The organism is Pasteuria ramosa (genome assembly GCF_056496785.1).
This window is the reverse complement of record NZ_CP143099.1, coordinates 1,185,376-1,210,131: the sequence shown is the minus strand read 5'-3', so window position 1 is coordinate 1,210,131 and position 24,756 is coordinate 1,185,376. Positions and strand designations below refer to the sequence as shown.

General features: G+C 30.0%; 19 protein-coding genes. 6 read left to right on the top strand and 13 right to left on the bottom strand.

Annotated features, from left to right (window positions below):
* Positions 1-790 precede the first annotated feature (790 nt).
* The 3 genes from VS182_RS05250 (at position 791) to VS182_RS05240 (ending at position 5,092) form a co-directional block, all read left to right on the top strand.
* Positions 791-1,891: a hypothetical protein gene (locus VS182_RS05250; protein ID WP_479492407.1), complete on the top strand. Its 1,101-nt coding sequence runs from the start codon at positions 791-793 to the stop codon at positions 1,889-1,891.
* Between the two features lie 2,340 nt (positions 1,892-4,231).
* Complete coding sequence (locus VS182_RS05245; RefSeq protein WP_479492406.1) at positions 4,232-4,402, top strand: hypothetical protein; 171 nt, start codon at positions 4,232-4,234, stop codon at positions 4,400-4,402.
* A gap of 441 nt (positions 4,403-4,843) precedes the next feature.
* Positions 4,844-5,092: a hypothetical protein gene (locus tag VS182_RS05240; RefSeq protein WP_479484117.1), complete on the top strand. Its 249-nt coding sequence runs from the start codon at positions 4,844-4,846 to the stop codon at positions 5,090-5,092.
* 119 nt (positions 5,093-5,211) lie between these two features.
* Here VS182_RS05240 and VS182_RS05235 read toward each other — a convergent pair whose 3' ends face one another.
* The 3 genes from VS182_RS05235 to VS182_RS05225 all read right to left on the bottom strand — a co-directional run bounded on the left by VS182_RS05235 (position 5,212) and on the right by VS182_RS05225 (position 7,461).
* The gene (locus tag VS182_RS05235; protein ID WP_479484116.1) at positions 5,212-5,526 is read right to left on the bottom strand and encodes a hypothetical protein; all 315 of its coding nucleotides are present in this window, start codon (positions 5,524-5,526) and stop codon (positions 5,212-5,214) included.
* Positions 5,527-5,895: 369 nt separating this feature from the next.
* On the bottom strand, positions 5,896-6,738 hold the full coding sequence (locus tag VS182_RS05230) for a hypothetical protein (RefSeq protein ID WP_479484115.1): 843 nt from the start codon (positions 6,736-6,738) through the stop codon (positions 5,896-5,898).
* Positions 6,739-7,269: 531 nt separating this feature from the next.
* Positions 7,270-7,461 (bottom strand): hypothetical protein, encoded by a 192-nt coding sequence (locus tag VS182_RS05225; protein WP_479484114.1) that lies wholly within the window; start codon positions 7,459-7,461, stop codon positions 7,270-7,272.
* Between the two features lie 250 nt (positions 7,462-7,711).
* On the opposite strand from VS182_RS05225, the gene trhO reads away from it, so the two are divergent.
* From trhO to lexA, 3 genes are read left to right on the top strand one after another with little or no spacing between them, the layout of a single operon-like run.
* A complete protein-coding gene (trhO, locus tag VS182_RS05220) occupies positions 7,712-8,692 on the top strand; it encodes an oxygen-dependent tRNA uridine(34) hydroxylase TrhO (protein WP_479492405.1) in 981 nt (326 codons plus the stop codon).
* On the top strand, positions 8,683-9,780 hold the full coding sequence (locus VS182_RS05215; protein ID WP_479484112.1) for a tyrosine-type recombinase/integrase: 1,098 nt from the start codon (positions 8,683-8,685) through the stop codon (positions 9,778-9,780). The genes trhO and VS182_RS05215 overlap by 10 nt, the downstream gene beginning before the upstream one ends.
* Positions 9,774-10,439, top strand: a complete 666-nt coding sequence (gene lexA, locus VS182_RS05210) for a transcriptional repressor LexA (RefSeq protein WP_479492404.1) — start codon at positions 9,774-9,776, stop codon at positions 10,437-10,439. The genes VS182_RS05215 and lexA overlap by 7 nt, the downstream gene beginning before the upstream one ends.
* Here lexA and VS182_RS05205 read toward each other — a convergent pair.
* The 10 genes from VS182_RS05205 to VS182_RS05160 form a co-directional block, all read right to left on the bottom strand.
* Positions 10,436-11,608, bottom strand: a complete 1,173-nt coding sequence (locus VS182_RS05205; RefSeq protein ID WP_479484110.1) for a pyridoxal phosphate-dependent aminotransferase — start codon at positions 11,606-11,608, stop codon at positions 10,436-10,438. The two genes, lexA and VS182_RS05205, sit on opposite strands and share 4 nt — an antisense overlap.
* A gap of 304 nt (positions 11,609-11,912) precedes the next feature.
* Complete coding sequence (locus VS182_RS05200) at positions 11,913-13,202, bottom strand: amidase domain-containing protein (RefSeq protein WP_479492402.1); 1,290 nt, start codon at positions 13,200-13,202, stop codon at positions 11,913-11,915.
* A gap of 1,168 nt (positions 13,203-14,370) precedes the next feature.
* The gene (locus VS182_RS05195; protein ID WP_479488994.1) at positions 14,371-16,719 is read right to left on the bottom strand and encodes an ABC transporter permease; all 2,349 of its coding nucleotides are present in this window, start codon (positions 16,717-16,719) and stop codon (positions 14,371-14,373) included.
* A gap of 1,592 nt (positions 16,720-18,311) precedes the next feature.
* Positions 18,312-19,790, bottom strand: a complete 1,479-nt coding sequence (locus VS182_RS05190) for an AAA family ATPase (RefSeq protein ID WP_479484107.1) — start codon at positions 19,788-19,790, stop codon at positions 18,312-18,314.
* Entirely contained in the window at positions 19,777-20,334 is a 558-nt protein-coding gene (locus VS182_RS05185; protein WP_479484106.1) for a hypothetical protein, read from the bottom strand. The genes VS182_RS05190 and VS182_RS05185 overlap by 14 nt, the downstream gene beginning before the upstream one ends.
* An 82-nt stretch (positions 20,335-20,416) precedes the next feature.
* Positions 20,417-21,745, bottom strand: coding sequence for an amidohydrolase family protein (locus VS182_RS05180; protein ID WP_479484105.1), 1,329 nt, complete (start codon positions 21,743-21,745; stop codon positions 20,417-20,419).
* A gap of 233 nt (positions 21,746-21,978) precedes the next feature.
* Positions 21,979-22,779, bottom strand: a complete 801-nt coding sequence (locus VS182_RS05175; protein ID WP_479484104.1) for a sporulation protein YpjB — start codon at positions 22,777-22,779, stop codon at positions 21,979-21,981.
* Between the two features lie 110 nt (positions 22,780-22,889).
* Positions 22,890-23,069 carry a hypothetical protein gene (locus VS182_RS05170; RefSeq protein WP_479484103.1) on the bottom strand — a complete coding sequence of 60 codons (180 nt, stop codon included), beginning with the start codon at positions 23,067-23,069 and terminating at the stop codon, positions 22,890-22,892.
* Positions 23,070-23,177: 108 nt separating this feature from the next.
* Positions 23,178-23,396, bottom strand: coding sequence for a helix-turn-helix domain-containing protein (locus VS182_RS05165; protein WP_479484102.1), 219 nt, complete (start codon positions 23,394-23,396; stop codon positions 23,178-23,180).
* 101 nt (positions 23,397-23,497) lie between these two features.
* A complete protein-coding gene (locus VS182_RS05160) occupies positions 23,498-24,697 on the bottom strand; it encodes a M24 family metallopeptidase (RefSeq protein ID WP_479488992.1) in 1,200 nt (399 codons plus the stop codon).
* Positions 24,698-24,756 lie beyond the last annotated feature (59 nt).

The window sequence follows — 24,756 nt, the reverse complement described above, 5'->3', positions numbered from 1 at the left end:
TGATTTTAATCTTTACCAAAAATCAAGTATTCCATTATCAGGAAGCTAAACATTCGTAAATGATTCTGATTTTCAAGATATGACCCATCATTTATATAAAATAATCACAAAAAACAAATACCATATTTTAAGAAAAGAAGCAAAAGAGCATAACCGTGTGAAAGATAATTCATAGGAAGAGCTATCGGCTGGCACAAAAAATGCAAGCTCATTGCTAATAGCTATCGTAATAAAATTAAAAACTTTTCGAAGCAACTTGATCTAATGGAAGAAATATTAAATCATCATTTATCTTTAGGTAAATGATGAACATCTACATAAAACAGAAAAATAAAAATGGAAAAATCCAGATAATTGATATAACTATTAGCGAAGTAAAAAAGATATAATCTTATGTTACTATTTAAATTCAAATAAATAAAATATAAATAAAGAAACCTTAGCTTGGCACAAAAATAATTTATATTTTAACACTATTGATAAAATATAGTGATAGTTTCCCTTTTTTAAAACATTTGCTCCCATCCTCTTTTTATGGTAAATTATTTTTATTATACATTTTTTCCTCCTCTTTATTGTTTATTTTTAGTACTTAATACCTTACACATAGGTGATAGATATATCTATTTTTATACTTTTTCCCTTATCAAGATCTAATTCACAATTTTTTACTGCATTTTTAAGCAAATAAAGTTATTATGTATTAAATGTCTCTAAGTGTTTAAATAAATCTTAAAAACTTAGGAAAATAATTATATAAAAATTAAATATACTAGCAGAGGTGTAATTATTGAAAGATATAAAAATGAAAAAGAGCTTAAAAAGAATCTTAATTCCTTCCCTATTTATTATGGGAGGTACTTTTCTTACGATCAATGATACATCATTGGGTCAGCAAATGGAAATTGATGGAATAGATAAATCATTGGGTCAGCAAACGGGAATTAATGGAATAGCTGCCCCGAGTGTACCCTCACCACATAGCACGCCGGCCGCGGGGAAAGCGAATAATGAAGAGGAAGAGGAAGAATCAATAAGTGATTCCTCACCACATAGCACGCCGGCCGCGGGGGAAGCGGATAACATAGATGAAGACGAGGATGACGATGACAATGTACCAACAAGTACTCTCGAAAACACAGAACTGAGCACGCCGGCCGCGGGGGAAGCGGATAACATAGATGAAGACGAGGATGACGATGACAATGTACCAACAAGTACTCTCGAAAACACAGAACTGAGCACGCTGGCCGCGGGGGAAGATCACGAGGAGAACAAGGCAAATAAAGAAGAATTAAATAATAAACTTAAAGTATTAAACGATCTAAATACCGAATTAGATATTGCTTTACAAAATTATGAGGACAAGATAAATGAGTTGCCAGAGTTAAGTCATGATACACAAAAACATTCAGAGCTATTAAAAGAAATGCAAACAGAATCAAAAACAATAAAAAAATATATAAAAATGCTAAATCTTTCTCAAACTGAAAATTTTATCGGCTATATATCAGATAAAAGAGTAGTTATTAATAATAAAATATCAGAAATTGAAACATTATTAAAAGAATCAAATCCAAATAGAGCCCAAGAGGTCAATCATGAAGATCAATCAATTATTGCTTTGGCGCTATATATGCAACCTGGTCCATTTACAACTGTTAATCAATCCAAAAATTTATTTTATGAAGTAGATAATTCCATCAGCACTGACGCTAATCATTGGTATAATGTGCTTAAAATTATACTAGAGTCCCATAATAAAGGGTTGAGTAATAAAAAAGTGAGTAATTTACTAAAGAAATATCTTTTTAATAATTTAGATGAAATTATTAGTGATGTAAAACTATTTGAATTAATCCGTGATAATATTACTAGACTTAGCAATTGATTGAAATTAAATAAAAATATTTTTAAATTGATAAATTATTGTTACAAAAATACTAGCATTTGTATTTATTTTTTGAAATGTTAATTATAAATATTTTTTAAAAGTTAAACTTTATTAACTAATTATTAGTTAATATTTATTTCAAAATATTATTTTTGTTTATAATTGCGATTTTTTTGTAAAAGACATGCTTTTTAGCATGTCTTTTACAATGTAATTTAATTGCTGAAAAAATAATGAAATAATTTTTGATTTTTATAAATGAACTTAATAAGTTTATTATAACCTAAGTTGGAATATTATTTGTTTAAACAAAATATATCTTTTATTTTAATATTAATTTAGCAGATTTATGATTAATTAATTTATATATTATCCTTTTTGGGTGTATTTGCAGATTCAGGCTACCTTTTTACATTAATTGTAATATGACCTTAGATCGGCTCTTAATGTTTTTTGAATGCTATAAAATAATTTAAACATTAATTATGAGTAATAACATTTATAAAGTTAATAAAAATAATATTTCCCATTAATGAAGCTTCTTATTTATACTGATATTTATGAAATAACTTTAGAATATGACCATTAATGGTATATACATAATAAATTTTATTATAGCATGATACAAGAAAATTTAAAATTAAATATCTATATAAACAGCGTGTAAAGAAATACTGATATAGTCAATTATCAAAGATGCTTGGTATGATGTATTGTTGATAATTTTCTTTAGTACGTTAGGTAATTTTATAACGCATATAATAAATCTATAACAGGTAACAAATATATAAATATTTTTTATATATTTGTGATTTTCTATATTGAATGCTGTTATAGCGATAACTGGTATCTTTTTTATTAAATGATCCTATTTTTGCATACTACATAATTTATATATCAATTTCTAACGTCATTAACAGCTAGTTTTTCTTTTAATATTAAAGTTCATCTTAATGTTAACATATGCTTAAAAAAATACAATACAAATAAAAATATAATAAAAAATAAGGAGAAAGAAGTTAACAAGAATTTAGGGAAATTAAAATTAAAAAAATTACGAAAAGAAAAAATAAAATTATAGACAAACTTTAAAAATTAGTCTGATGATTTCAACAAATTATGCATCATTAAGCAATCTTTATAGGGAGATCATGTATATCTTTGCGACTATGTTCTGAAAAAAGCTATGCTTCTTCATGTTAACATGCCTTTTTTTCTATAGGACTTGTCCAGAAATATTAATATAGCCAATTAGTAATTGTGTAATTTAATGCACAAAAATAGCCATTACCATAGCTTTTTGTGCATTAAATTATGTTCTTAAACACTATTTAACATGGGCTATTGGAAAAGATCTATATACGTAAAATATGATCTATATATCACACATGTGGATAATAGCAAAAACTTAACTCCTGCAAAGCGAAAAATACCATCTATTAAGTTATATATAAGAAAACAATTAAATCCTACTTCCCATTGCTAACTATAATAGCGAAAAAGATCGCCCAAAAATTCTTTCCATAGAAAGAAAAATACTATTAGCTGCCTTTTGTGCCTTGTTTTTTTTTAAATAAATCATAGTAGCTATTTTCTCAATCAAAGGCAAAAAATCATATTCAACCTGGATATGCTCATGTTTATGAAAAAACTCCCTTAACCATCTATATTTTAAAATCCGCTTTAAGATATGCTATATTTCGTCTATCCCCTGCTATATATTTATAACCGATAAAAATCAAATGAAGGTTATGCATAACTTTGTTCTTGTAATAACTTTAATTGCAACAAAAAAATTAACCCCTCATCATTAAGACCAAGCTTAAGATAATGTTGAAATAATAAAACCGATACAGGAATAACTCACTCTTGTAAGGCTAACATCACGATATTTTAACAACCATCATATGCTATAATGAAAAATAACCATCCAGTTAGCTTTGTATTTCGATATAAAGCAATTATTATAATTTATAATTATTATACTTTATAAATCTTATCATCATAATAAGAAAGATAAATTTATAAAAAATAACATATAAATATAAATAAAACGATTCTTTGACAATTTCTCCTACCTAAGTTAAAATCAACCTGTCTTATTAAATGATGATTTAATAAATAAGCTCTTTATAAGGCATGAAAATAAATTTATGACTTGAATAGAAAAATAAAAATAGCTATAATAAAAAATATAGTATAATATTATAAAAATAAAAAATATAACCCTTGTCAATGTTGTGTACAAATAAATTCTATTAAAGGGGTTTAAGCGTAAATGATATATAAAAAAAAATGGGAATTTTCGCCATTGGGTTTTTATGTTTAGTCATAATTTTGGGTGCAATAATGGAATTTTTCAGAGAAAAACCATCTTTAGTTAATCAAGAAGATCAAGTCAGTGAGGAACAAGCTGATGATGATGATTTTGATTTAGATTTCAAGAAGAAACGCAAAAGTTATAAGAGATCGTTTTCATCACGCACTGGCGGCGGACGAAGAAGATAGACCTAGCATATAATGTTAATTGCCGTCATATGATGATAAGATTTACAAGCTATACCTTTCATAAGAGGCAATATTTTTTAAGTGCAACAACTAGATTATATGTCCAACAAGCAAAAATCGCCTTATGAAAATAACCTAAAAAATCATTTCTTGCAAAGGTTATGGTAAGAGAGTTAAAATTCACAGGAGTAGCAGTTTCCAATCTTTGGGAGGTAAAATAAGAATTTGCATTTTAGCTAAAATAAGTGCCTGTGAATTATTTGCAATTATCAAACAATCCGAATGGCTAGAGTGCCATTTAAATCATATAAATATTTTTATGATTTCTTGGAAAAAATAATTCGTATATATTTGATTAATTTCTCAAATCAGATCCCCAAAAATCATCTCAGGCTAACTCTCGCTTGGATAAACAAGATTTTCAAAGGAGATATATAAATTATGAAAACCAAGATCTATTTTAAACGCATCTTATTGAGTGCCATTGCTCTCGGTACAATGACCATGTCCCTCGGAGCATTTTCTGGTTGTGGTGGTGAAAAAAAGGAAGACAAAGATAAAATGTCTGAACAAGCACCTGGTCCTGAAAATCCTGGTCCTGGTAGCCCTGGCGCTGGTGGCGGCCCTGGTGGTGGTCCTGGTGGCGCTGGCGGCCCTGGCGCTGGTGGTCCTACTCCACCTAGTAGCTAAGAATTGTAAATATAATAAGTACATTAGATGTTTCGTGTAATTAAGCAAAATATCATTACTAAAAATTAAAAACAGCCCACTTCGCTGTATTAGCTACATAACAGCAAGGTGGGCTGTTTTCATTTGTCTTCCATAGGAGGTACACGAAAAGGAACTGTTTGTTCAAGATGAACCACGTTACGACTACCATAAACATCCTTTGCTTGAAATTTATTATCTATCTTAATAAAACCAACAAAACCTTCTTCAGACGTATCCGAAACAGGAATAGCTTCTGTAACTAAATTCTGTTCAATTCGAATACCCCTAATTTTCTCAATTTCATATTTTTCCAAATCGCTTATAAACAATTTTAGCAAATCAATATCCTGTAATAAATTATAGCCCGTTTCTAATAACGCCTCTAAAGTCAAATCGAGGGGCGGATTAGTCATTTTACACCCCTTGATATGCTAAAGTTCTATAGCTGATCTTTAGCATTTTTTTTAAAATAATTATAAATAATCCCCTCATCTTAAACATCAAAAACAACCAATCCTTATTAATAATCTTATTTTTCTAAACAATAAAAATCACTCCTATTGCTGGATAAATATCGCAAATAATGAAAATAAATGGCTATAAAATATACAGAAAAATTATGAACATAAAAAAATATATGTAAAAATAAACTTCATTTGGTTCATAATATGCAAAATTTATCCATTAGCATTTAGGCAATTAATTATTTATCAATCTAAAAATAAGATTACTTATTAAATGACAGGTAATAAGCGTATGGCCTCGTAGGAACCATACGCTTATTACTCTGGGCGTTCTTTTTTATTGGCCAAGCTATTGGTCATACTACGAACGGTATTTCTTAAAGAATTTACACAAATTTTAACACCTTCTGTTACAACATCTGTAGCAGAATCAACAGCATCTTGAAACCAACTAGATTCTTTTGATGTTACCCTAGGCTTTTTTGCCTGTACTCGGATATCAACTGGATAATTTGTATCATTATTCGACCGAGCATTTGACATATGCAATCGTGATGGCGATGGTAATGCAGGACTAACTGGTTGTACATTATTATGGTGCAAATTACTACCAGCCCTAGGAATAGAAACAGGAGCTTTAGGAGCTACCACTGCTTTTGGCTGTAATTGTTGATCATTATTAGGATTAGCAGGAACTGGCAAAGGCGGACTAATTCCCCCTCCAGCCGGTAAAGAAGCCACTTGACCCGCATCAACAAATTGTTGGTCCCCATTCATAGGTTGGCCTCTCGTTGCATTTTTATTAGCAAACAATTCCTTCGGCTCAACAACATTATTACCTGTAATCGGTGTAACCTCAATATGAAATGGATCTTTTGAATTAACATTATAAGAAAATGGCGCAGGATTATTAACAATTTGCTGCGGTTTACTATAAGGTGATTGATTAGAAGATGGTAAATGATTTGCCACATTACCTAAGTTATCCCCATTAACAATAAACTTACCATTAATCTCACGTCCCGAATCCAAAGTAGGCGAAACAACCCCCTTGGAAGCCAAAGCTACACCAGGAATAAATAAGAAATACCAAAGGATAAATAATATTGCTAACACACTAAAACATGTTTTTTTATCAAAAACTCTATTAGTGCAAAGCAACTATATCACCCCTTTGAAATTTAATAATCCCATAATAAAAATAAAAATTTAAGATAAAATCACAGCTAAAACCAATAATGAAACTAAATTAAGAACATATTTTCAAATGGGATTTTAACAAAAATATATATGTTCTGAGAGAATGAAAATATATATCTTATATATTATTTATACCACAAAAACGATTATAATTACATATCTAATGATAGTTATATAATATAATTTAAGTCAAAATAATGAAATATATATTTAACATATACATAATATACAAAAAACAGACGGTATATAATACATAAATATATATAATGATATATATTACATAAATATATTTATTTAATATATAAAAAACAGTTAAGTACAAAATCATTAGCAATACTAAATCTAATTGGTGAAATAAAAAATATGATAAAATTATAATGAAAAATATTATAAAAATATGATAAAACTACATAGCACGTATTATGCAATCAAAATTCATGTCTGTGATGTAAATATAAACTCTTAAAAGTCTAAAAACAAATTTTATAATTGTTATTTTTGTCTTTTTTTAACATTTTTCATGACTTTCTTTTTTAAAGATAATTTTTTTAAATTATTTATTTTTGATTTTAATTTACTACCAAAACTTGTCTTGTCATTTGTCTTAGGAATTTTTTTCTCTTGAAATAATGAACAACCCTCCGGTCCGCAATGTCCATCAGAATGAATCTGTTCTTTATCCATTATTAAAATACCCCTTTAAATTAATAAATATTTTGAAAACCCTAATATATACCATAATATAATTAAATTATATGGTTTGATTAAACTTTGGTAACGGCTACATAAAAATTTCTCAGCTATAAAGGAATTAAACGACCTGCGCTTATTTCACAAAGATTATTTGCAACTAAATATGATATAATTGATAAAAATGTACTGTCTTTCTAAAACAAGTTGATAATGACATAACATCACCTATGGAGGTCATGTGATGAAACGTTTTGATGGAAAAGAAAGTAAAATGAACCAAGAATTAAGTGCCGAATCAAATAAACATCATGATGAGAAAATAAAAAACTATGATTATGAAGTTATTTTATACTATATATACACAAATATCGAAAACCCGAATGAATTATTAGATAAACATTTTGATTTTATAAAAAAATATGAATTAAAAGGTAGAATATGGATTGCTAAAGAAGGTATAAATGGTACTGTTTCAGGCACCCTGGAAGCTACAGAAAAATATAGGAAATTTTTAGGTCAAGAAAAAAACTGCGCCAATATTGTCTACAAAAGAGAGCGTACTCAGGGACATGTCTTTAATAAAATGAAAATACGACTAAAAAAAGAAATTGTGACATGGCGTATGGAAAAAGATGTGCAACCAAATCTGAAAACAGGAAAGTACCTATCCCCTGAAGAATTTCAACAAGAAATCACATCATTAGATGAAAATAAAGCTATCTTGTTAGATGGTCGTAATAACTATGAATATGATGTAGGCCATTTCAAAGGCGCTATGAAAATAGATGTTAAATACACGCGAGACATGCCGACTTGGTTTAAAAAGAATTTTCATGTTCCAAAAAACCAAAAAATCATTACTTACTGCACCGGTGGTATTAGGTGTGAAAAATTAACATCCTTCCTCATCCAAGAAGGATATCAAAATGTCTCGCAATTAGATGGCGGCATTATCAGCTATGGACAAAACAAAAAAACACAAGGCCGCCATTTTAAAGGTCTGTGTTATGTTTTTGATGAAAGAAATACTGTTCCAATAAATCATGTTGAACATCACACTGTTATCGGCAAATGCTTTAACTGTAAAGAAAAAGCCGAAAAATATATTAACTGTGCCTATGAAATTTGCCATAAACAACATCTCGTATGTGATCAATGTAACGAGAGGATGCAAGGCTTCTGTACTAAACAATGCCAAGAAGCTCAGGTTAGATGTACATGAAAGAAACAAAGTTTAAAAAACAAACCACTTTGGACAAAACTGTAGCAAGCTTCCCTAAAGTAATTCAGCAATATCTAATGGACATGCGCAGTGCCGGTAGATCAATTCAAACTATCCAAAATTATGCATATGATTTTTCTATCTTTTTAAATTTCTTAGAAGCGCATAATTTAACGTTCAAAAAAGTAGATCAAAGTATCATTTATCACTTCTTTCAAACTTTAGAACTAGGATATGAACGAAAAGTAACTGTTGACGTAACAATCAAAGGTGCCCAACAAACGGATTCGATCACCAAATCAACGGAAAGGCAACATTATCGGATTAACAAACAAAGTGGAAAATTACGTAAAAGATCTTCTTTGCGATCATTATTTAATTACTTACTTGTAAAAAAAGTCATCAAGGTGGATCCTATGGCAGCATATGACGAAATGTCATTATCAATGCGCCAACAAAAAAATCTACCTGTGTTTTTAACACACGATGAAGCGAAAAGATTAATTGATTCAGCACAACCGATCCCGGATAAAAATGAAATAACCAATCATAATCCTTTTTGGTTACATGTGAGAAATAGAGCTATCCTGTTAATGTTGCTTGGTATCGGTATACGCGTATCAGAGTTAACATACTTACGTGAAGCTTGCTTACAACAACATAATGATATCTATCAAATACTTATCCGAGGAAAAGGGAAAAAAGAAAGATGGTTAACACTAAATCCTAAGGCAAGCGAAGCATTAACTGTTTACCTTATGCATCGCCCAAAACCTGTGAATGTCCCTATAGAAAATAGGGACATTATTTTTCTTAATAAAAATAAAACAGCCCCTATGAGCCGCAAAAGTATCGGAAACATCATTCGGAAATATGCTCGTAAAGCAAATTTACCACCAAAAAAAACAACCATCTCTCCACACAAACTAAGGCATACCTTTGCCACCTTGTTACTAAAACAAGGTGAGAATTTGCGTGTAGTGCAAGAAATTTTAGGACATGAAAATATCCAAACAACACAAATATATACTCATGTGGTAAATGAAGAAAAAGAAAAAGCCTTAATGAAATTAGGCGAAATATGGTAATAAATCATATTAAAAAGAAAGGATTAAGCATGTTAAACATAAAACTATCGCAACGAGAGCGAGATATATTAGAATATATCAGGAATATGGTCATTGAAAAAGGATATCCTCCTTCAGTACGAGAAATCGGTCAAGCAACAGGGATGAATTCAAGTGCAAGCGTACATGCATATCTATCTAAATTAGAAAAATACGGCTACATAAAACGTGATCCAGCTAAACCAAGAGCAATCAAGCTGCTTAAACAATGGTCACAACAACCAACAAATAAAATCATCAATGTACCCTTAATCGGCAAAGTAACAGCAGGTAAACCTATCCTAGCCGTTGAGGACTATGAAGAAACATATCCCCTGCCCGCTGCTTGGGTAGGGGATAAACCAACATTCATGCTACGTATCCAAGGCAATAGTATGATCAATGCAAGCATCCTACCCGATGATCTAGTAATTGTACGTAAACAAGACGTTGCCAATAACGGGGATATTGTTGTAGCTATGACAGAAGATAGTGAAGCAACTGTCAAACGCTTCTTTCACGATAAAGAAAAAAATTGCATTCGACTAGAACCTGCAAATAAAGATTTTAAAACCATTTACCTACAAAACGTAAAATTAGTGGGCATTGTCATCGGACTAGTACGAACTAATTTAAACTAAGAAAATACACGTCGCAAACGTTTTAAAGCTGACTCTAAATCATTATCGGACAAGGCATATGACAAACGCAAATGACGAGGTGTACCAAAAGCAGTACCCGGGACTAAGGCCACATGTTCTTTTTCCAAAAGATTCATAGTAAAAGAAACATCATCTTCGTTGTCAGATAAAAAAGCATCCAGGTTTAAAAAAATATAAAAAGCACCACTAGGCTGTACAAAAGAAATATTCGCTAAATCAGCTAAGTAATTCTGGCATAAACGGAGCCTTTTTGCTAACAAATAACGCAAATCAACGAGAAAAGTCTGATCACCTGTTAAAGCCGATAAAGCAGCATATTGCGCTAGAGAAGTAGGATTAGATGTACTATGACTTGCTAATTTAATCATTGCATTAATCAACTTCTTATTACCAGCGGCATAACCAATACGAAAACCAGTCATAGCATATGACTTTGAAACACCGCCAATCCAAAGCGTATTTTCAGCAATATCCTCACCTAAATCAAGCAAACTAGCATGTTTAACACCATCTTTATGTACTAAATCAGCATATATCTCATCTGATATAATCAATATACCATGTTCACAACAAATCTCACCTAATTGTCGCAAACGCTCTTTAGGATAAACAACCCCCGTAGGGTTACCTGGCGTATTAATAATCAAAGCCTTCGTAGCTGGCGTAATACTTTGCTTTAAAGATTGAGGATCTAATAGAAAACCATCCTCAGCACGCGTAGGTACAACAACTGGTATACCCCCTGCCAATTTAATTTGCTCACCATAGCTAACCCAATAAGGTGCAGGTAAAATAACTTCGGAAGCAGGATCCAACAAAGCTTGAAAAACATTATAAAGCGCTTGCTTAGCACCCGTTGTTACAACAATTTGCTCAAGATCGTACTTAATACCATGCGACTGAAACAACTTGTGCATAACAGCTTCCCTTAAAGGCGTAATACCAGCCGCTTTTGTATACCTCGTATGACCATCAAATAAAGCCTTGTTAACAGCATCAATCACATGAGGCGGCGGTGCAATATCCAATTCACCTGCACTCATATTAAGAACATCATTATATTTAAGACGCATTTCATTGGCTTTAGCAGAAATAACCAACGTAGATGAAGGCGTCAATTGCAAAACTCTTTTAGCTAATTTCAACATCAAAATGAACCACCTTTACTAAATGAACTCATACCTTATAACTTAATTATTAAACTTAATTTACTAATGCGCAAGTAAAGCAAAAAAAAATTGTATTCTACTACATTACTTTCATCAATTCTAGCCCTAAAAAACAAACCGAAAAATCATTCAAAAGAATATTCTAAAACAAAAAAAGATCAAATATTTATATATCACATGATCTTTTTTTCAAAAATAAAAAAATAAATTCATATATTAAAAACAGAAATATTAATCCAATAATCAATTACGATAAAAAAGATCTTTTAAATGAAAATATATTCTAAATATATGCTGAACCAACAAGTAAAGCTATACCTCCAAATATTGCACCAAAAATCCAACCAAAAACAGGAACAGTAGCTACAGCAGTACCAGCAAAAATACCTATCATCTGAATAGCACCCCAAGTTACAGCCGCATATCCTGCTCCATGAACCAAATTCCTTGTAGTATCCTTAAGCCTGGAAACAGGTGTTATTACCTGGGAATCTTTTTCATCATTATTTATAGATGGCTTTACGGTTGTATCTTTAGATACTGCAATGTCATCTGATGTCGTTGTATCATTACTATGCTCAACTGCTTCTGATGAAGATGAAAACGGTGGATTTACATCTTCATCAGATACTAAACTGTCATTCGGTGCTAGTTTCTCATAACTATGCTCAACTGCGTCTGATGAAAATGGTGGCTTTACGCTTGTATCTTTATTTTTAATATCCAAATCTGGTGATGTAGTTAAATCCTTAACTTCCTCGTTAATATCCTGTGATCCAACAGCTGGTGCTGTAGGTTTGATTTCAGCATTTAGTGATAAAATACTAATTTGATCACTACCTGATTGTCTTTGTTCATCTGTCTTCGTTACAACGCTAGCTTCTTTTGTTTTATTTTTATCTTCACTAATTACATCTGATGATTGTCCATTGGACTGTGTTACACCACTAGCTGATTGTCTTTTTTCATCTGTCTTCATTACAACGCTAGCTTCTTTTGTTTTATTTTTATCTTTAATAATTACATCTGATGATTGTCCATTTGATTGCGTTAAACCACTATCTGATGTGAATTGGTTTGATTTTATTGATGGTTGTACAATTGATTGCGTTAAACTACTATCTGATGTTTTTTCTTTTGATTTTTTTTTGCATCTTCTGACATCAGTATTGTTTTTACATTTATCAGTTTTTTCTTTTAATTTTGAGCTAGCTTTTCTTTTGTTATTATCAGTTGTTTCTATTGCTTGTGATAAAACGCTAGCTACTGATTGTTCATCGCTTTTGTTATTATCAGTTGTTTCTTTTACTTGTTTCGCATCACTACCTAATGATTGTTCATCGCTAACTACTGGTTTTTTCGATTCTTTTGTTGAATGTCTATCAGATATTGTTGTAGATAAGGAAGTATCACTATCATCTTTAGGCTTAGTAGTATTACCACTAGGGTTTTTTAAATTAGAAGCATGCACATTAATATTATTCAATGATGAAATAATTAGATAATTCGGAAAACCCAATCCCAAAGACAGAGAAATTAAAATTTTTGTGCTATTTTGAGAAAAAATACCCAAAATCTGATCACCCCACAATTCTTTTTAAAAATAAAATATATATAATTAAAAATTATATACTTATAAATTATATAACATATTTAGCAAAAATAACAATATATTTTATTTTATTAATATATTTAATTAATAAGATAGGAAGATGGGTTATATTCGGTATATAATTATTATTTTTAACAAATTATTTTTAACAAAAAAATATGAATAAAAATATTTTTGTTCTAATTATTTTATTAAATATATTTAACTTAGTAATATCATCGTTATGAAAAACATTAACAAAAATCTCTTTTATTATTCCTTATTTTTTCTTTAAAAAATCTCACGGATATGATAGATATGACTTTTATATCAAAAATATATTATAAATAAAATGAAAGATATTATATATAAAAATCTCGAACAAATCAAGTGATATTTATCATCAATTTACTTTATACATTTAGATTAACAAAAAATATATTGTATAAACATAGTTTAAATAGACACAACTTAATTCATAAATTAAAGGATTTTTATTTATACTTTTATGTTTATGATAAAATATAAACATAAAAGTAGTGATAATAACATCATTTCAAACACTTTATGAGTCTTAAATGAACTATTCATTCAAGTTTAGGCAACAGCTCAATATATCTAATAAATATATTGGATCAATAAGTTAAAAATACAAACCATAGCTGTAGCATAATTCTACCAACTCTATGGTGGCACAAAAAACATCAGCAAGATTTATTTTAATCCATATAGGTGATATTTAGAATAAATTCTTGCAACTGCATATCTTTAAAATTTGATCTAGAGACCAGTTGCTTAAAACTTCTATTTTATAATAAAAATTTTAGGTTAGAAAAAATATAAATAAAAAAGCAAGCTTGTTTCATAAAACCCGTGTAAAGAGAGTTTCAAAACATAATCAAATGACCTATACTAGCTCTTTGGCTGTTTTAATTACATCAGCTATATTGATATCTTAGGACGAGTCTAAAAATGGTTATTATCATCTATTATATTTGATAAAAAATATATATTAATTAGATCTAAAAACATATTATAATGATCATTAAACGCTATAAAAATGCCAATTTTATTAATTAATAAAAAATATTATAAAAATGCAATAAAAAATGACTATATGTTAAATTGACATATAGTCATTTCGGAATACTTAAGCATTATTGTTTATCTGTCTTTTTAATAAGAATAAAATCATATATCTAGCCATGACATACAAAATTAAAACAATAGATAAAAATAAACTCGAAACTACTAATAAATCCTTTATCATATCAAAATTCAATTCGAATAAATCATTAAATGTCTTAATCATACGAAAAATCAAAACAATTGGTAACGCAGAGAATAAAATAGCTAACAAAGCTGGGAAAAAGAACAATACACCGGTTTGAAATAAAATTGAACTACAAATACTCTTAAAAGGTATGCCGATACGATACAAACTATAAAATTGTTTTTGCTGACTATCAATATCGGTATATAAACGCGATGCAATGAAAATAAAAGCCATTATAATACCTAAAAATGATAAGATTAAAATACAAGTATATATAAATATTAGATTAACTTTTAATGCAACTCTATCAGAAACACTAGCTGACGAAATTCCTCTTAAAGTCAAATCGCTTTCACACATCGACTTTATATAACTATTGTCTTCACCAATAAAATCATCAGTTAAGCTCTCTACTTTAGCATCCTCTAAGTATAATTTGCATTGCTCTTTACGTTTATCAAAGAGTTTATTTAATACGGGCTCATCGGATAAATCATTATTATAGTACATATTCATATCAATTTCTGATAAATTTTTAATTAACTTCGTATCCGGTAATAATCCATAAGATGGATAAATAGCTATAACATTTAAACTCATTTTCGATTTATCATCATTTTTATTATTTTGGTGATAAAAAATGAAATTATCAAAATCAGCAGATCTATAATATTCATCATTTTGCATTTCGTTTTTCAATTTATGCAATTTTTCATCAAAAACTTTTGGGCTCAATAAAATAAATATATTACTTTTATAATTATCTAACCGCATAGTGCTAATTAAACTATCCGCTATAACTGTCTTACCGGGAAATTTCTTTTTTAACATTTCCGCAAAATCACGACAAGAAACTTGATCCATTGTAGGAATGCTAGGATCTTGGCAACTAAACATTATTTGATTATCTTTAACTTCTACTTTATTTTTAACAAATTTATTATAATCATCCACAGACATCATATTTATATCAAAATACCTAAATTTATCATTATTTGTTGTCTGATCTTTATTATCTGCTTTCAGCTTATCCTCTATAGTGGGAAAAAACTTTAAATTAGCATCAAAAACACGATTTTTCGCTCTCAATTGTTGTAAAATATATAATTCAGATGAATTTTCATAACTTTTCGGATCAATTATTGAATTAATATCCTGCAAACGTTGATCTTTAATATCTATTAGTTCTTTAACACCAGCTCTTCCCAATTCATAATCAAAAAAAGGCGCCGCCTCTCTTTTAGCCTCATGCCATTGATCTCCAAAAAATGTTTGAAAAATTTGCATAACTCCGGCAATTAAAAGAATAAAGCTAAAAATCAGTGTCAGAATAGACATAAAAAATGAATTTTGTTTCAAACGTTTGGATAAACCACCTAAATATAAAATACGAGGTCCACGCCAAGAAAACCCAATTCTTTTGCGTAAAAAAGAAGATATAAACATACTACCTTGTGAGATAAAAAAGTAAATCCCTATAACACTTAAAATTATTAACCCCACAATGAAAATACCATTTGTGGCAAGTAACCAATTTTGTAAGATTTTAAGATCAATAAACACAAAAATCGAAATAACAAAAGACAATATAGCAAAAGAAAAAAAAGCACGTATTTTACCTATCTTAGGCTCAATATTGATATTTTCTTGCCCTTGCAATAAATGAACAATCTTCTCCCTCCTAGCTATAAAAGGCACAATTAAAGCAGCTATAATGGAGATAAAAGCAAAAGTAGAAATAGCAATAAGAACTTCCATCCATGGAAAATAGAAACCTAACTGAAAAATATTAATTTGACTGTTTACCCATTGCCGTAAAAGAAATCCAAAAAATAAACCCGGTATAATACCAATCAAAGTTGAACCCAAACATATAACCAGAATCTCTAAAAATAAAAGCTTCGTAAACTTAATAGGTGAAAAACCATGAATTAACAAAATACCTAAATCTTGACGCCTTTCTCTATAAAGTGCAACAACAGAATAAGAGATGGCAAACAACAAAATAACAGAAACGAAAATAGAAAAATACATAAAAATAGATTTGAAGTCATCATGATAATCAAAACCATATGAAGATAAAAAATCTTCAAAAACCGGATGATAGAAAAATGACAAAAAAGCTAAAACAATAGCGAATGATAAAATTATATTCAAAGATAAGCTAATATAAGAACTAAGCCTATGTCTAATAGTATTAATAGCAATATTAAATAGAGTCATAAACAACCCTTTCTAAATTAATGAATTAATCATCCCTATAGTTAAATCAAAAGTAATATGTTAAATATTCATTTTGATCATAAGAATGAAAAAATCTTTTTTAAAAAAATAATAAAAAAATAAAAAAATAATAAAAATAATAAAAATTAAACCCAAAATTAAATGTAAAAAATCTAAAAAAACGATTTTTTACATTTATGCGTTTAAAAAGCGAAGGTTTAACAAAAAAACATATTCAAATATTAACATATAATCTCCAATAAATAAACACATAAAAACCAAATATTATAAAATAGCAACAATGCGCAAGAAAATACAAAAAATCTTAAAAAATGAAACCGGTCTCAATATATATATGAATTTAATTTTTTTTATGATAAAAATAAAAATCAAAAAACTTTATAAAAAATGATTTGTAATATTCATAATCCCTAATGATAAATTGTCTAATACATGTTTTATGAAATACCATAGTAAAAAAACTTTTGAAATCCTAATATCGGCTTTAAAAATAACAATGCGATTGCCCAACAAATTAATCTAAAGAAAATCTAAGAACATAATCTAATACAATAAAAGCTATTATCATAGCTTTTATTGTATTAGAATTACATCATTAAACATAGGACATTTTTAGGCAAGTTCAACATGCTGTATATGCAAAAAATTAATAAGAACAAGAAAATATTATGACATTCCCAAAGTTTGCAATATAAAATTTTAAGATTTTAAAACCAAAAATAAACATCCCTAAATCCAATGTGAAAAATGTAAGTGATAAAAATAAAACACAATATAAGGATAAAGAATGTATATTAACTACAGGTTAACAAATAAATCTTATTTAGTCAAATTTTTCTGTAAATTAACTTCCTAATTTTCTTAACCTGTTTCTAATCATCTTTGGTATATTATGGATGGTATATCAAAACTTTAACAGAACTTTGTCCTATATTCATAAAAATAGCTTTTACAATAGGTTCCGACAAACGATTAATCATATGAGCTTATCCCCAATAAAGTTTAAAAACCTAATTGAATGAACTAAAAGATACGATAATATCGATTTTTATATTCAAATTATATTTAATGAGCATGTAACATGACAAATCTATTATATATTAAGCTAGATAAATGTTTTTTCATATTCTAAGGGTTACCTTTAGTAAATACTTTCATTGTTATAGATTGTATATTTTGCATAGTACTTGTCCATAAATATTAATATAAACCGATTAGTAATGGTGTAATTTAAACACAAAAATAGCCATTATCATAACTTTTTGTGCATTAAATTAGGCTCTAAAACTCCCTTTAACATAGGTTATTGGACAAGCTAATTAGTTCGCAAAAATGTTATTTAAAAATAATATATTAGTTGCAGATATTAATGAAATATTTAAAAAACATAATAATTAATTCTAACCGCAAGGGACTTCCCCTTTGCTTAGAAAGCAATGCATAAGAACTCCGAAAAAAAATTGAATTTAAAAAAACAGACATTACAGATAAATTGACAAATAATAAATTATAAATATAAAAAAAACCAAAGATATTTTTCTTTGGTTTTTTTATATTTATTTATATAAAATCTAAGCAATATGCTTTTTATCTAAACATGCACGAAAAACGTCTCCATCCATGTTTTCTTTCTTACATAATATAGGTAAAACATACTTTAAATCATCCTGTAAATTATCAATCATGGTAACAGTATCATCGAATGATTCCTTTAACATTTTTTGCACTTGTTTGTGTAGCTCATTCTTACATAACAACTCTGGATCAACTAGACCTAAATCAGACCAACCTGCAAAAACCATCTCGCGTACAAGGTTTGAAGCTTGACTGTAATCGCCTTTAGCACCTGTACTCGTATGTCCATAAAAAACTTGTTCGGCAGCAGGACCTGCTAAACATACATGTAACCTTTTTTGTAAATCAGCTTTTGTTAATAAAGCTTTTTCTAGACAGTTATGCTGACGCACATAACCTAAAGCTTGATCCCGCGGTTGCATGGAAATCTGTGCTACAGATCCTGGGCAAAGTTTTTCTGTCACAAGAGCATGTCCAAGTTCATGAATAGCTACGCGCTTCTTTTCATCCATAGCTGTCTTACGATCGCTTAATTCACCCATTAAAACTTTATCAACAGCTTTTGTAAAATGCTCTAATAAAATGACTGGTGATTTAGCACGTAAAGCATAAATGGCTGCCTCATTTGTTAAACTCTCTAATTGAGCACCAGAAAAACCATATGAAGCTTGTGCTAAATTACTTAAATCAATATCCTTATGAACAGGCTTGTTCTTTAAATGTAACCTTAAAATAGACTCACGTGCTTCTTGATCAGGTAATGATACTAACACATGTCGATCAAAACGACCTGGTCTTAATAAAGCTTCATCTAACATATCTTTACGGTTAGTAGCAGCAATAACAAGCACTTGGACTTGTGGATCTTTTTGAATCCCATCCATTTCAGTAAGCAATTGATTCAGCGTTTGATCATATTCACGACTTTGTCCATTACTACGTTGACCACCGATAGAATCAATCTCATCGATAAAAATCACAACGCCCTTTTTATATTCCTTTCCTAAAGAACGAGCTTTTTCAAAAAGATTTCTAATTCTACTAGAACCAACACCTACGTACTTCTCAATAAATTCACTACCACTAACAGCTAAAAATAAGGAATTTGTATTATTAGCCACAGCTTTAGCTAACATAGTCTTACCTGTCCCAGGAGGTCCTGTAAGTAAGATACCTTTAATAGGACGAATACCATAATTACCTAAATTATTATCCTGTGATAAGAAATGCACAGCTTCTTTTAATTCTTGTTTAACACGATCTTGACCCGCAATATCGGTAAAAGAAGTAACAGGAATATCCTCATTAGATATCTCTTTTTCCTTTGAATTACCTCTATATAAATTACCTGAAGAGACAAACATCCAAACTAAACCACCTAAAGCGATTAAGAGAGGTAATGGCTGATCTATAATATATGACAGAAAACATAAGCCAGCTATTAAAATGCCCACTATTAAATTAAGTACTGGCATTATGAATCCCCTCCTTTTCAGATGTTAATCGATCAGATAACTTAAATAAAGGTATCTTGTGAAACCAAAAACCTTTATGATAACGATCCTTTAACATTAGAAAAAGCTCATCATCGACAATAATAACATCACCTTCAGCACGCTCTTCATCAGCTATGCGCTGTACCAGTTCAGGTATAGCACTAAAATTACGCTTACTTACATGTTCATAAAGCGGGAAAGAAAGTTCTTCCCAAACTTTATTTAATAAATCATTTGGCTTATTTATTAAATTAATCTCAAGCTTGCGATATAAGGATAATTCTATAATTCTTTGCTTCAATTTTATATAATCTCGAGATAAAGAAAAATCCGGTTCAGCAGCTAACGAAACTTTAACTTTTTGCGGCTGAACACGCAAATTATCTAAACGTACAGAAGAATATTGACTGATAAAATCTTCAATCGGCCGAGATATATACATAATTTGATAAATCCAAAAAGATCCGATCAGGATAGCAAAGGTGAGCAAAGCACTACATAGGCCTATATTAACTTTACGCATCTAGACCATTCACTCCCTTGGCGACTAAAATGAGTTTAACATGAACATATAATAAAAAGAAGAAGAAAGTTAAGGTAAATACTTAACAAGAAAAAGTCGTTACGTTAGCTAAACGAAATAATTGTTGATGAACCTTATTAGCTTCCGCAATTATTTTTTCCTCATCGAGTGTTAAAAACTCTCCTTTATGAAACAAACATTTACCGGAAACATAAACAGCTTCAATATTATCTCTATGCGATGCGTAGACAAGCTTAATTAATGGATCAACATCATCTGGTGTATATGACAAACCAGTTAAACGAACAGCTAAAAGATCTGCCTGCTTACCAACCTCAATACTCCCTATTTTATCAGCTAAACCTATTGCTTGTGCACCATATATTGTACCCATTGAAATTGCTTCATGAGCAGGAATAATACGCGGATCCTCTGAACATCCTTTATGCAATAAAGCGGCCATCTGCATTTCCTGCAAAAGATCCAAATTATTATTACTAGCCGCACTATCCGTACCTAAAGCAGGCTTAATCCCATGGTGCATCATTAACGGAATTGGCGCAATACCACTACCTAGCTTTAAATTACTACGAGGATTATGCACAACATGCGCTTTAGATGAAGCTAAGGTATTAATTTCATCTTCTGTGACATGTACAACATGAGCAAAAAAACAACTTTCATTTAATATACCAAGATCTGCTAAATGATGAACAGGACGCATTCCATATTTTTGCACATGTTCATCGACCTCTAAAGCAGTCTCTGATAAATGCATATGTAAAGGAACATTTAACTCTTGAGCTCGTTCAGCTAAATAAAACAACTGATGCGGATTACAAGTATAAGGTGCATGGGGTGCAATAGCCGTAGTAATAAGATCATGTGAACAATTTTGTGCAAAATCCACCGCAGCATCTGCTTTAACCTTAAACGAAGCTTCATCACAACCCAATCCCACAATCCCTGGTGCCAAACAAGCACGAAAGTTAGCCTGTTTAATGATATCGACCACAGAATCCATATGGAAATACATATCAGCACAACAAGTCGTACCTGTACGAATCATTTCTAACAAAGACAACTGCGATCCTACCGCAACCATCTCTGCCGTCATATGTGACTCTAAAGGAAAAATTTTCTCCGTCAACCAAATATTTAAAGGCACATCATCTCCATATCCCCGCAACAACGTTAAACCTAAATGCGTATGCGCATTAATCAAACCTGGCATTAACAAACAATCATGATAATCGACAACTTTATCATAAAAACAAGCCTCTTCTGGATCATCCAAACCAACATAAACAATCTCACCGCCTTTAACACCAACAGCGCCATTTAAACATAAGATATAACCTTTATCCTTATCCGACTGTAAAACATACTTCGCCCTTAACCAATAATTCATCATCAATCTCCTTAAAAATAAATATATAAAAAACACAAAGCCAAAAAAAAGAAAAAAGAAAAAAGAAAAAAGAAAAAATAAAAAAGAAAAAAGAAAAAAATAAAATATATATATAAATAAAATATATATATAAATAAAATATATAGCAAACCAGAATCAAAGAAAATATCCAGACATAACATTTTAAAGCTAACCAAAATATAGTTTAAAGCATAACATCCATTGATACTAAATTAAAGATATTCAGATTTTACTTTAGCTAAGTATTTTCGCAAACCAACGTATATGAAAACCAAACCGATCAAAATCGTTAATACTATAGACATAGTTTTAACCAAAGAAAAACGATATGTAGTTTGACTAGCAGAAGAAGCTAGTGAACTCTCATATAACAAGGTTTGATCTAAAACTTGCAAAATACGCTTAAGAGAATTTTGTAATTCATAAACATCAGAAGAAACACTTAAATGCTTAAGCAAATCATCTAATTCATTTACGATCTCGATGGGTTGCGTAAGCAAAAAGGCAGATCTAAGCATGACATATGTCTGACGCAAATTGTCTAGCAAATAGATCTGTTGATGCTTTTTATATTTATCCTCATTTATCATATCAAGCAATTGCCAGACCTGATACTGCATTTGGACATTCTGCTTTTTCCATAATGACTGATTAGAATGTAACAAAGCATCACAAGCTAAAAGTAACTGCAAGGAAATCCTCTTCACACTTTTTTGATTAACAATGTCACGATTTAACTCCGTCTCAAATAAAATCAATAAATTAGATAAAACACTAATATCTTGTAAATGTAAATTTTGTCCTGATACTTTAGAATAAGCAAAATAATCAGCTAGCTTAGCTAATTCATACCTCGCCTTATTATAATCAACTTTATCAATATACTGATTAATTCTTTGTGCCATAGTTGTTAAAAATGACGTTTTACTTTCTTGTGCATAAGCTAAGGAAAAATAATTTATATCATAACTAATGCAAAAAAAACAAAAGAAAAATAAAAAACGACTAATCATTTTAACACCTCTCTCCAAAAAAACTTTATCAGCATTTCTATGATAAAAATAGGTAAAGAATACGCTGTCGTTTAACAGAAAAAGGTGAATTTATTTAAGAGAGAAGAATTCTAAAAATAGCCGCGTCTTTGTTCTTGTTCAAAATAGTTTTGTAAATGTTTATACATAATATAACGAAAAGCCCTTTTAAAACGAGGTGATGTTTTTAATAAATATAAAACTTCTCGTTCATTACCTTTTTCTAAAATATATAATACTTCATTTAAAAAATTATCACGAGCTATAAACATGATATCATCCCCTTATAGTTACATATAAAATAAACCAATCTATCCCTCAAAATAACTGAGAAAAATTGGTTTTAAAAATTCACATTATAAAAAACAAAGAATAAAAAATTATATCTCTATTTCGCCCAAACGAACCAACTCAACAACAGCCTGTGAACGACCTTTGACATTTAACTTTTGCATAACATTAGAAATATGATTGCGGACTGTTTTTTCACTAATAAAAAGCTTTTGAGCGACTTCCTTTGTCGTTTTGTCTTGAACTAAAAGCTCATATACTTCACGTTCACGACTAGTCAACAAGGGTTTGCCCCTATGATTGCTCAAAAAATGCACCCTTTCTTACCCGAGCGCATGGAACCTTGAGGATCAGGAACCAGTTTATATATATTATGCAAACCACAGGACAAGGTGAATAAACAACAAATTTATATTTTAGCCATCCCGCCTAAATGAATAATATTACAATCAAAATCAACCAAAGAAACCAACCCTTTAGGCGTAACTAAATACGTATTTTCAATCCCCACCGTCCCTTTACCAGGAAAAACAAACTTTGGCTCAACCGCAATAACCATATTTTCCTGTAAGATACCTTTCCAAGAAGGAGTTAAAATAGGCCATTCGTCTAATTCTAAACCCACACCATGTCCCAAAAATTTAACCTGCGTCTCACCATAACCCATAAAATGATCAAGTAAATGATAATTAGCAGCTATCTTTAAAGCTAATTCATAAAGATCTGCAAGCATACAACCAGGAGAAGCTTTTTCTTCAATAATTCGTAAAATCTCTAGGCTAACCATATAAGCACGTTTTAAAGTATCATCTAATCTCCCCATAACAAAAGTTCGCGTCTGATCCGTAATATAACCCTCATGCACAGAACTGAAATCAACACAAATAGGTTCATTAATTCTCAAAAAATCCAAACTCGCTCCTTGTGGTAAAGCAGCACTTAAACCATGCCCAGCAGTTACACCAATAAAACTACTTGGTAACGCAGCATTACCCCCTGATGAAATCACACCAAATGACATCTCTTGACCAAAACCACGCACGCGACAAACACCTAAACTACCTTGTTTTTTCGTTTGATATTCTAAATTCAAATGCAAATCCAATTCGCTATGAAATGACAAAGCTAACATTTGACCCAAAGCATGTGAAGCATATTGACCAGCTTGTCGTTGTTGTTGTAATTCATAAAAACTCTTAATACTCCTCAAATTGCGGATAGCAACAGATATATCACACAATTTAGCATTAGAAAACAACGCATGATATCGTAATACATCCTGATAAGGAACAACATCCAGCTCCATACCTAAATTTACAACATCCATCAAGCCCAATCGATCTCTAAACGTACGAAAAGGCAATAAAGATTCAACACGTAAAGCATGGGCTTCCCAACAAGCTCGTTCTAAAACACGACGCACATAAAAAACAGCCTCTCCCTCTATAGGTATAACAAGTACACCCTGTTGCATACTACCCGTGAAATAATACAAATCAACCGGTTGCAAAATTAAAGACAAAGAAATATCATTCAATTGACAATATTCCTGAAACTTCTTAATCCTAAAATTAATCTCTTTAATAGGAACGCGCTGATATTTTAACAAACCATGCACCTCCATAAAATATGAAAATTAAAAAGCAAATAACATTATCCGCATAGATG

Coding starts and splice junctions, on each gene's coding strand:
- VS182_RS05240 (WP_479484117.1), top strand. CDS start 4,844: ATGAAAACCAAGATCTATTTTAAACGCATCTTATTGAGTGCCATTGCT.
- VS182_RS05235 (WP_479484116.1), bottom strand. CDS start 5,526: ATGACTAATCCGCCCCTCGATTTGACTTTAGAGGCGTTATTAGAAACG.
- VS182_RS05225 (WP_479484114.1), bottom strand. CDS start 7,461: ATGGATAAAGAACAGATTCATTCTGATGGACATTGCGGACCGGAGGGT.
- trhO (WP_479492405.1), top strand. CDS start 7,712: ATGAAACGTTTTGATGGAAAAGAAAGTAAAATGAACCAAGAATTAAGT.
- VS182_RS05215 (WP_479484112.1), top strand. CDS start 8,683: ATGTACATGAAAGAAACAAAGTTTAAAAAACAAACCACTTTGGACAAA.
- lexA (WP_479492404.1), top strand. CDS start 9,774: ATGGTAATAAATCATATTAAAAAGAAAGGATTAAGCATGTTAAACATA.
- VS182_RS05205 (WP_479484110.1), bottom strand. CDS start 11,608: ATGTTGAAATTAGCTAAAAGAGTTTTGCAATTGACGCCTTCATCTACG.
- VS182_RS05195 (WP_479488994.1), bottom strand. CDS start 16,719: ATGACTCTATTTAATATTGCTATTAATACTATTAGACATAGGCTTAGT.
- VS182_RS05190 (WP_479484107.1), bottom strand. CDS start 19,790: ATGCCAGTACTTAATTTAATAGTGGGCATTTTAATAGCTGGCTTATGT.
- VS182_RS05185 (WP_479484106.1), bottom strand. CDS start 20,334: ATGCGTAAAGTTAATATAGGCCTATGTAGTGCTTTGCTCACCTTTGCT.
- VS182_RS05180 (WP_479484105.1), bottom strand. CDS start 21,745: ATGAATTATTGGTTAAGGGCGAAGTATGTTTTACAGTCGGATAAGGAT.
- VS182_RS05175 (WP_479484104.1), bottom strand. CDS start 22,779: ATGATTAGTCGTTTTTTATTTTTCTTTTGTTTTTTTTGCATTAGTTAT.
- VS182_RS05170 (WP_479484103.1), bottom strand. CDS start 23,069: ATGTTTATAGCTCGTGATAATTTTTTAAATGAAGTATTATATATTTTA.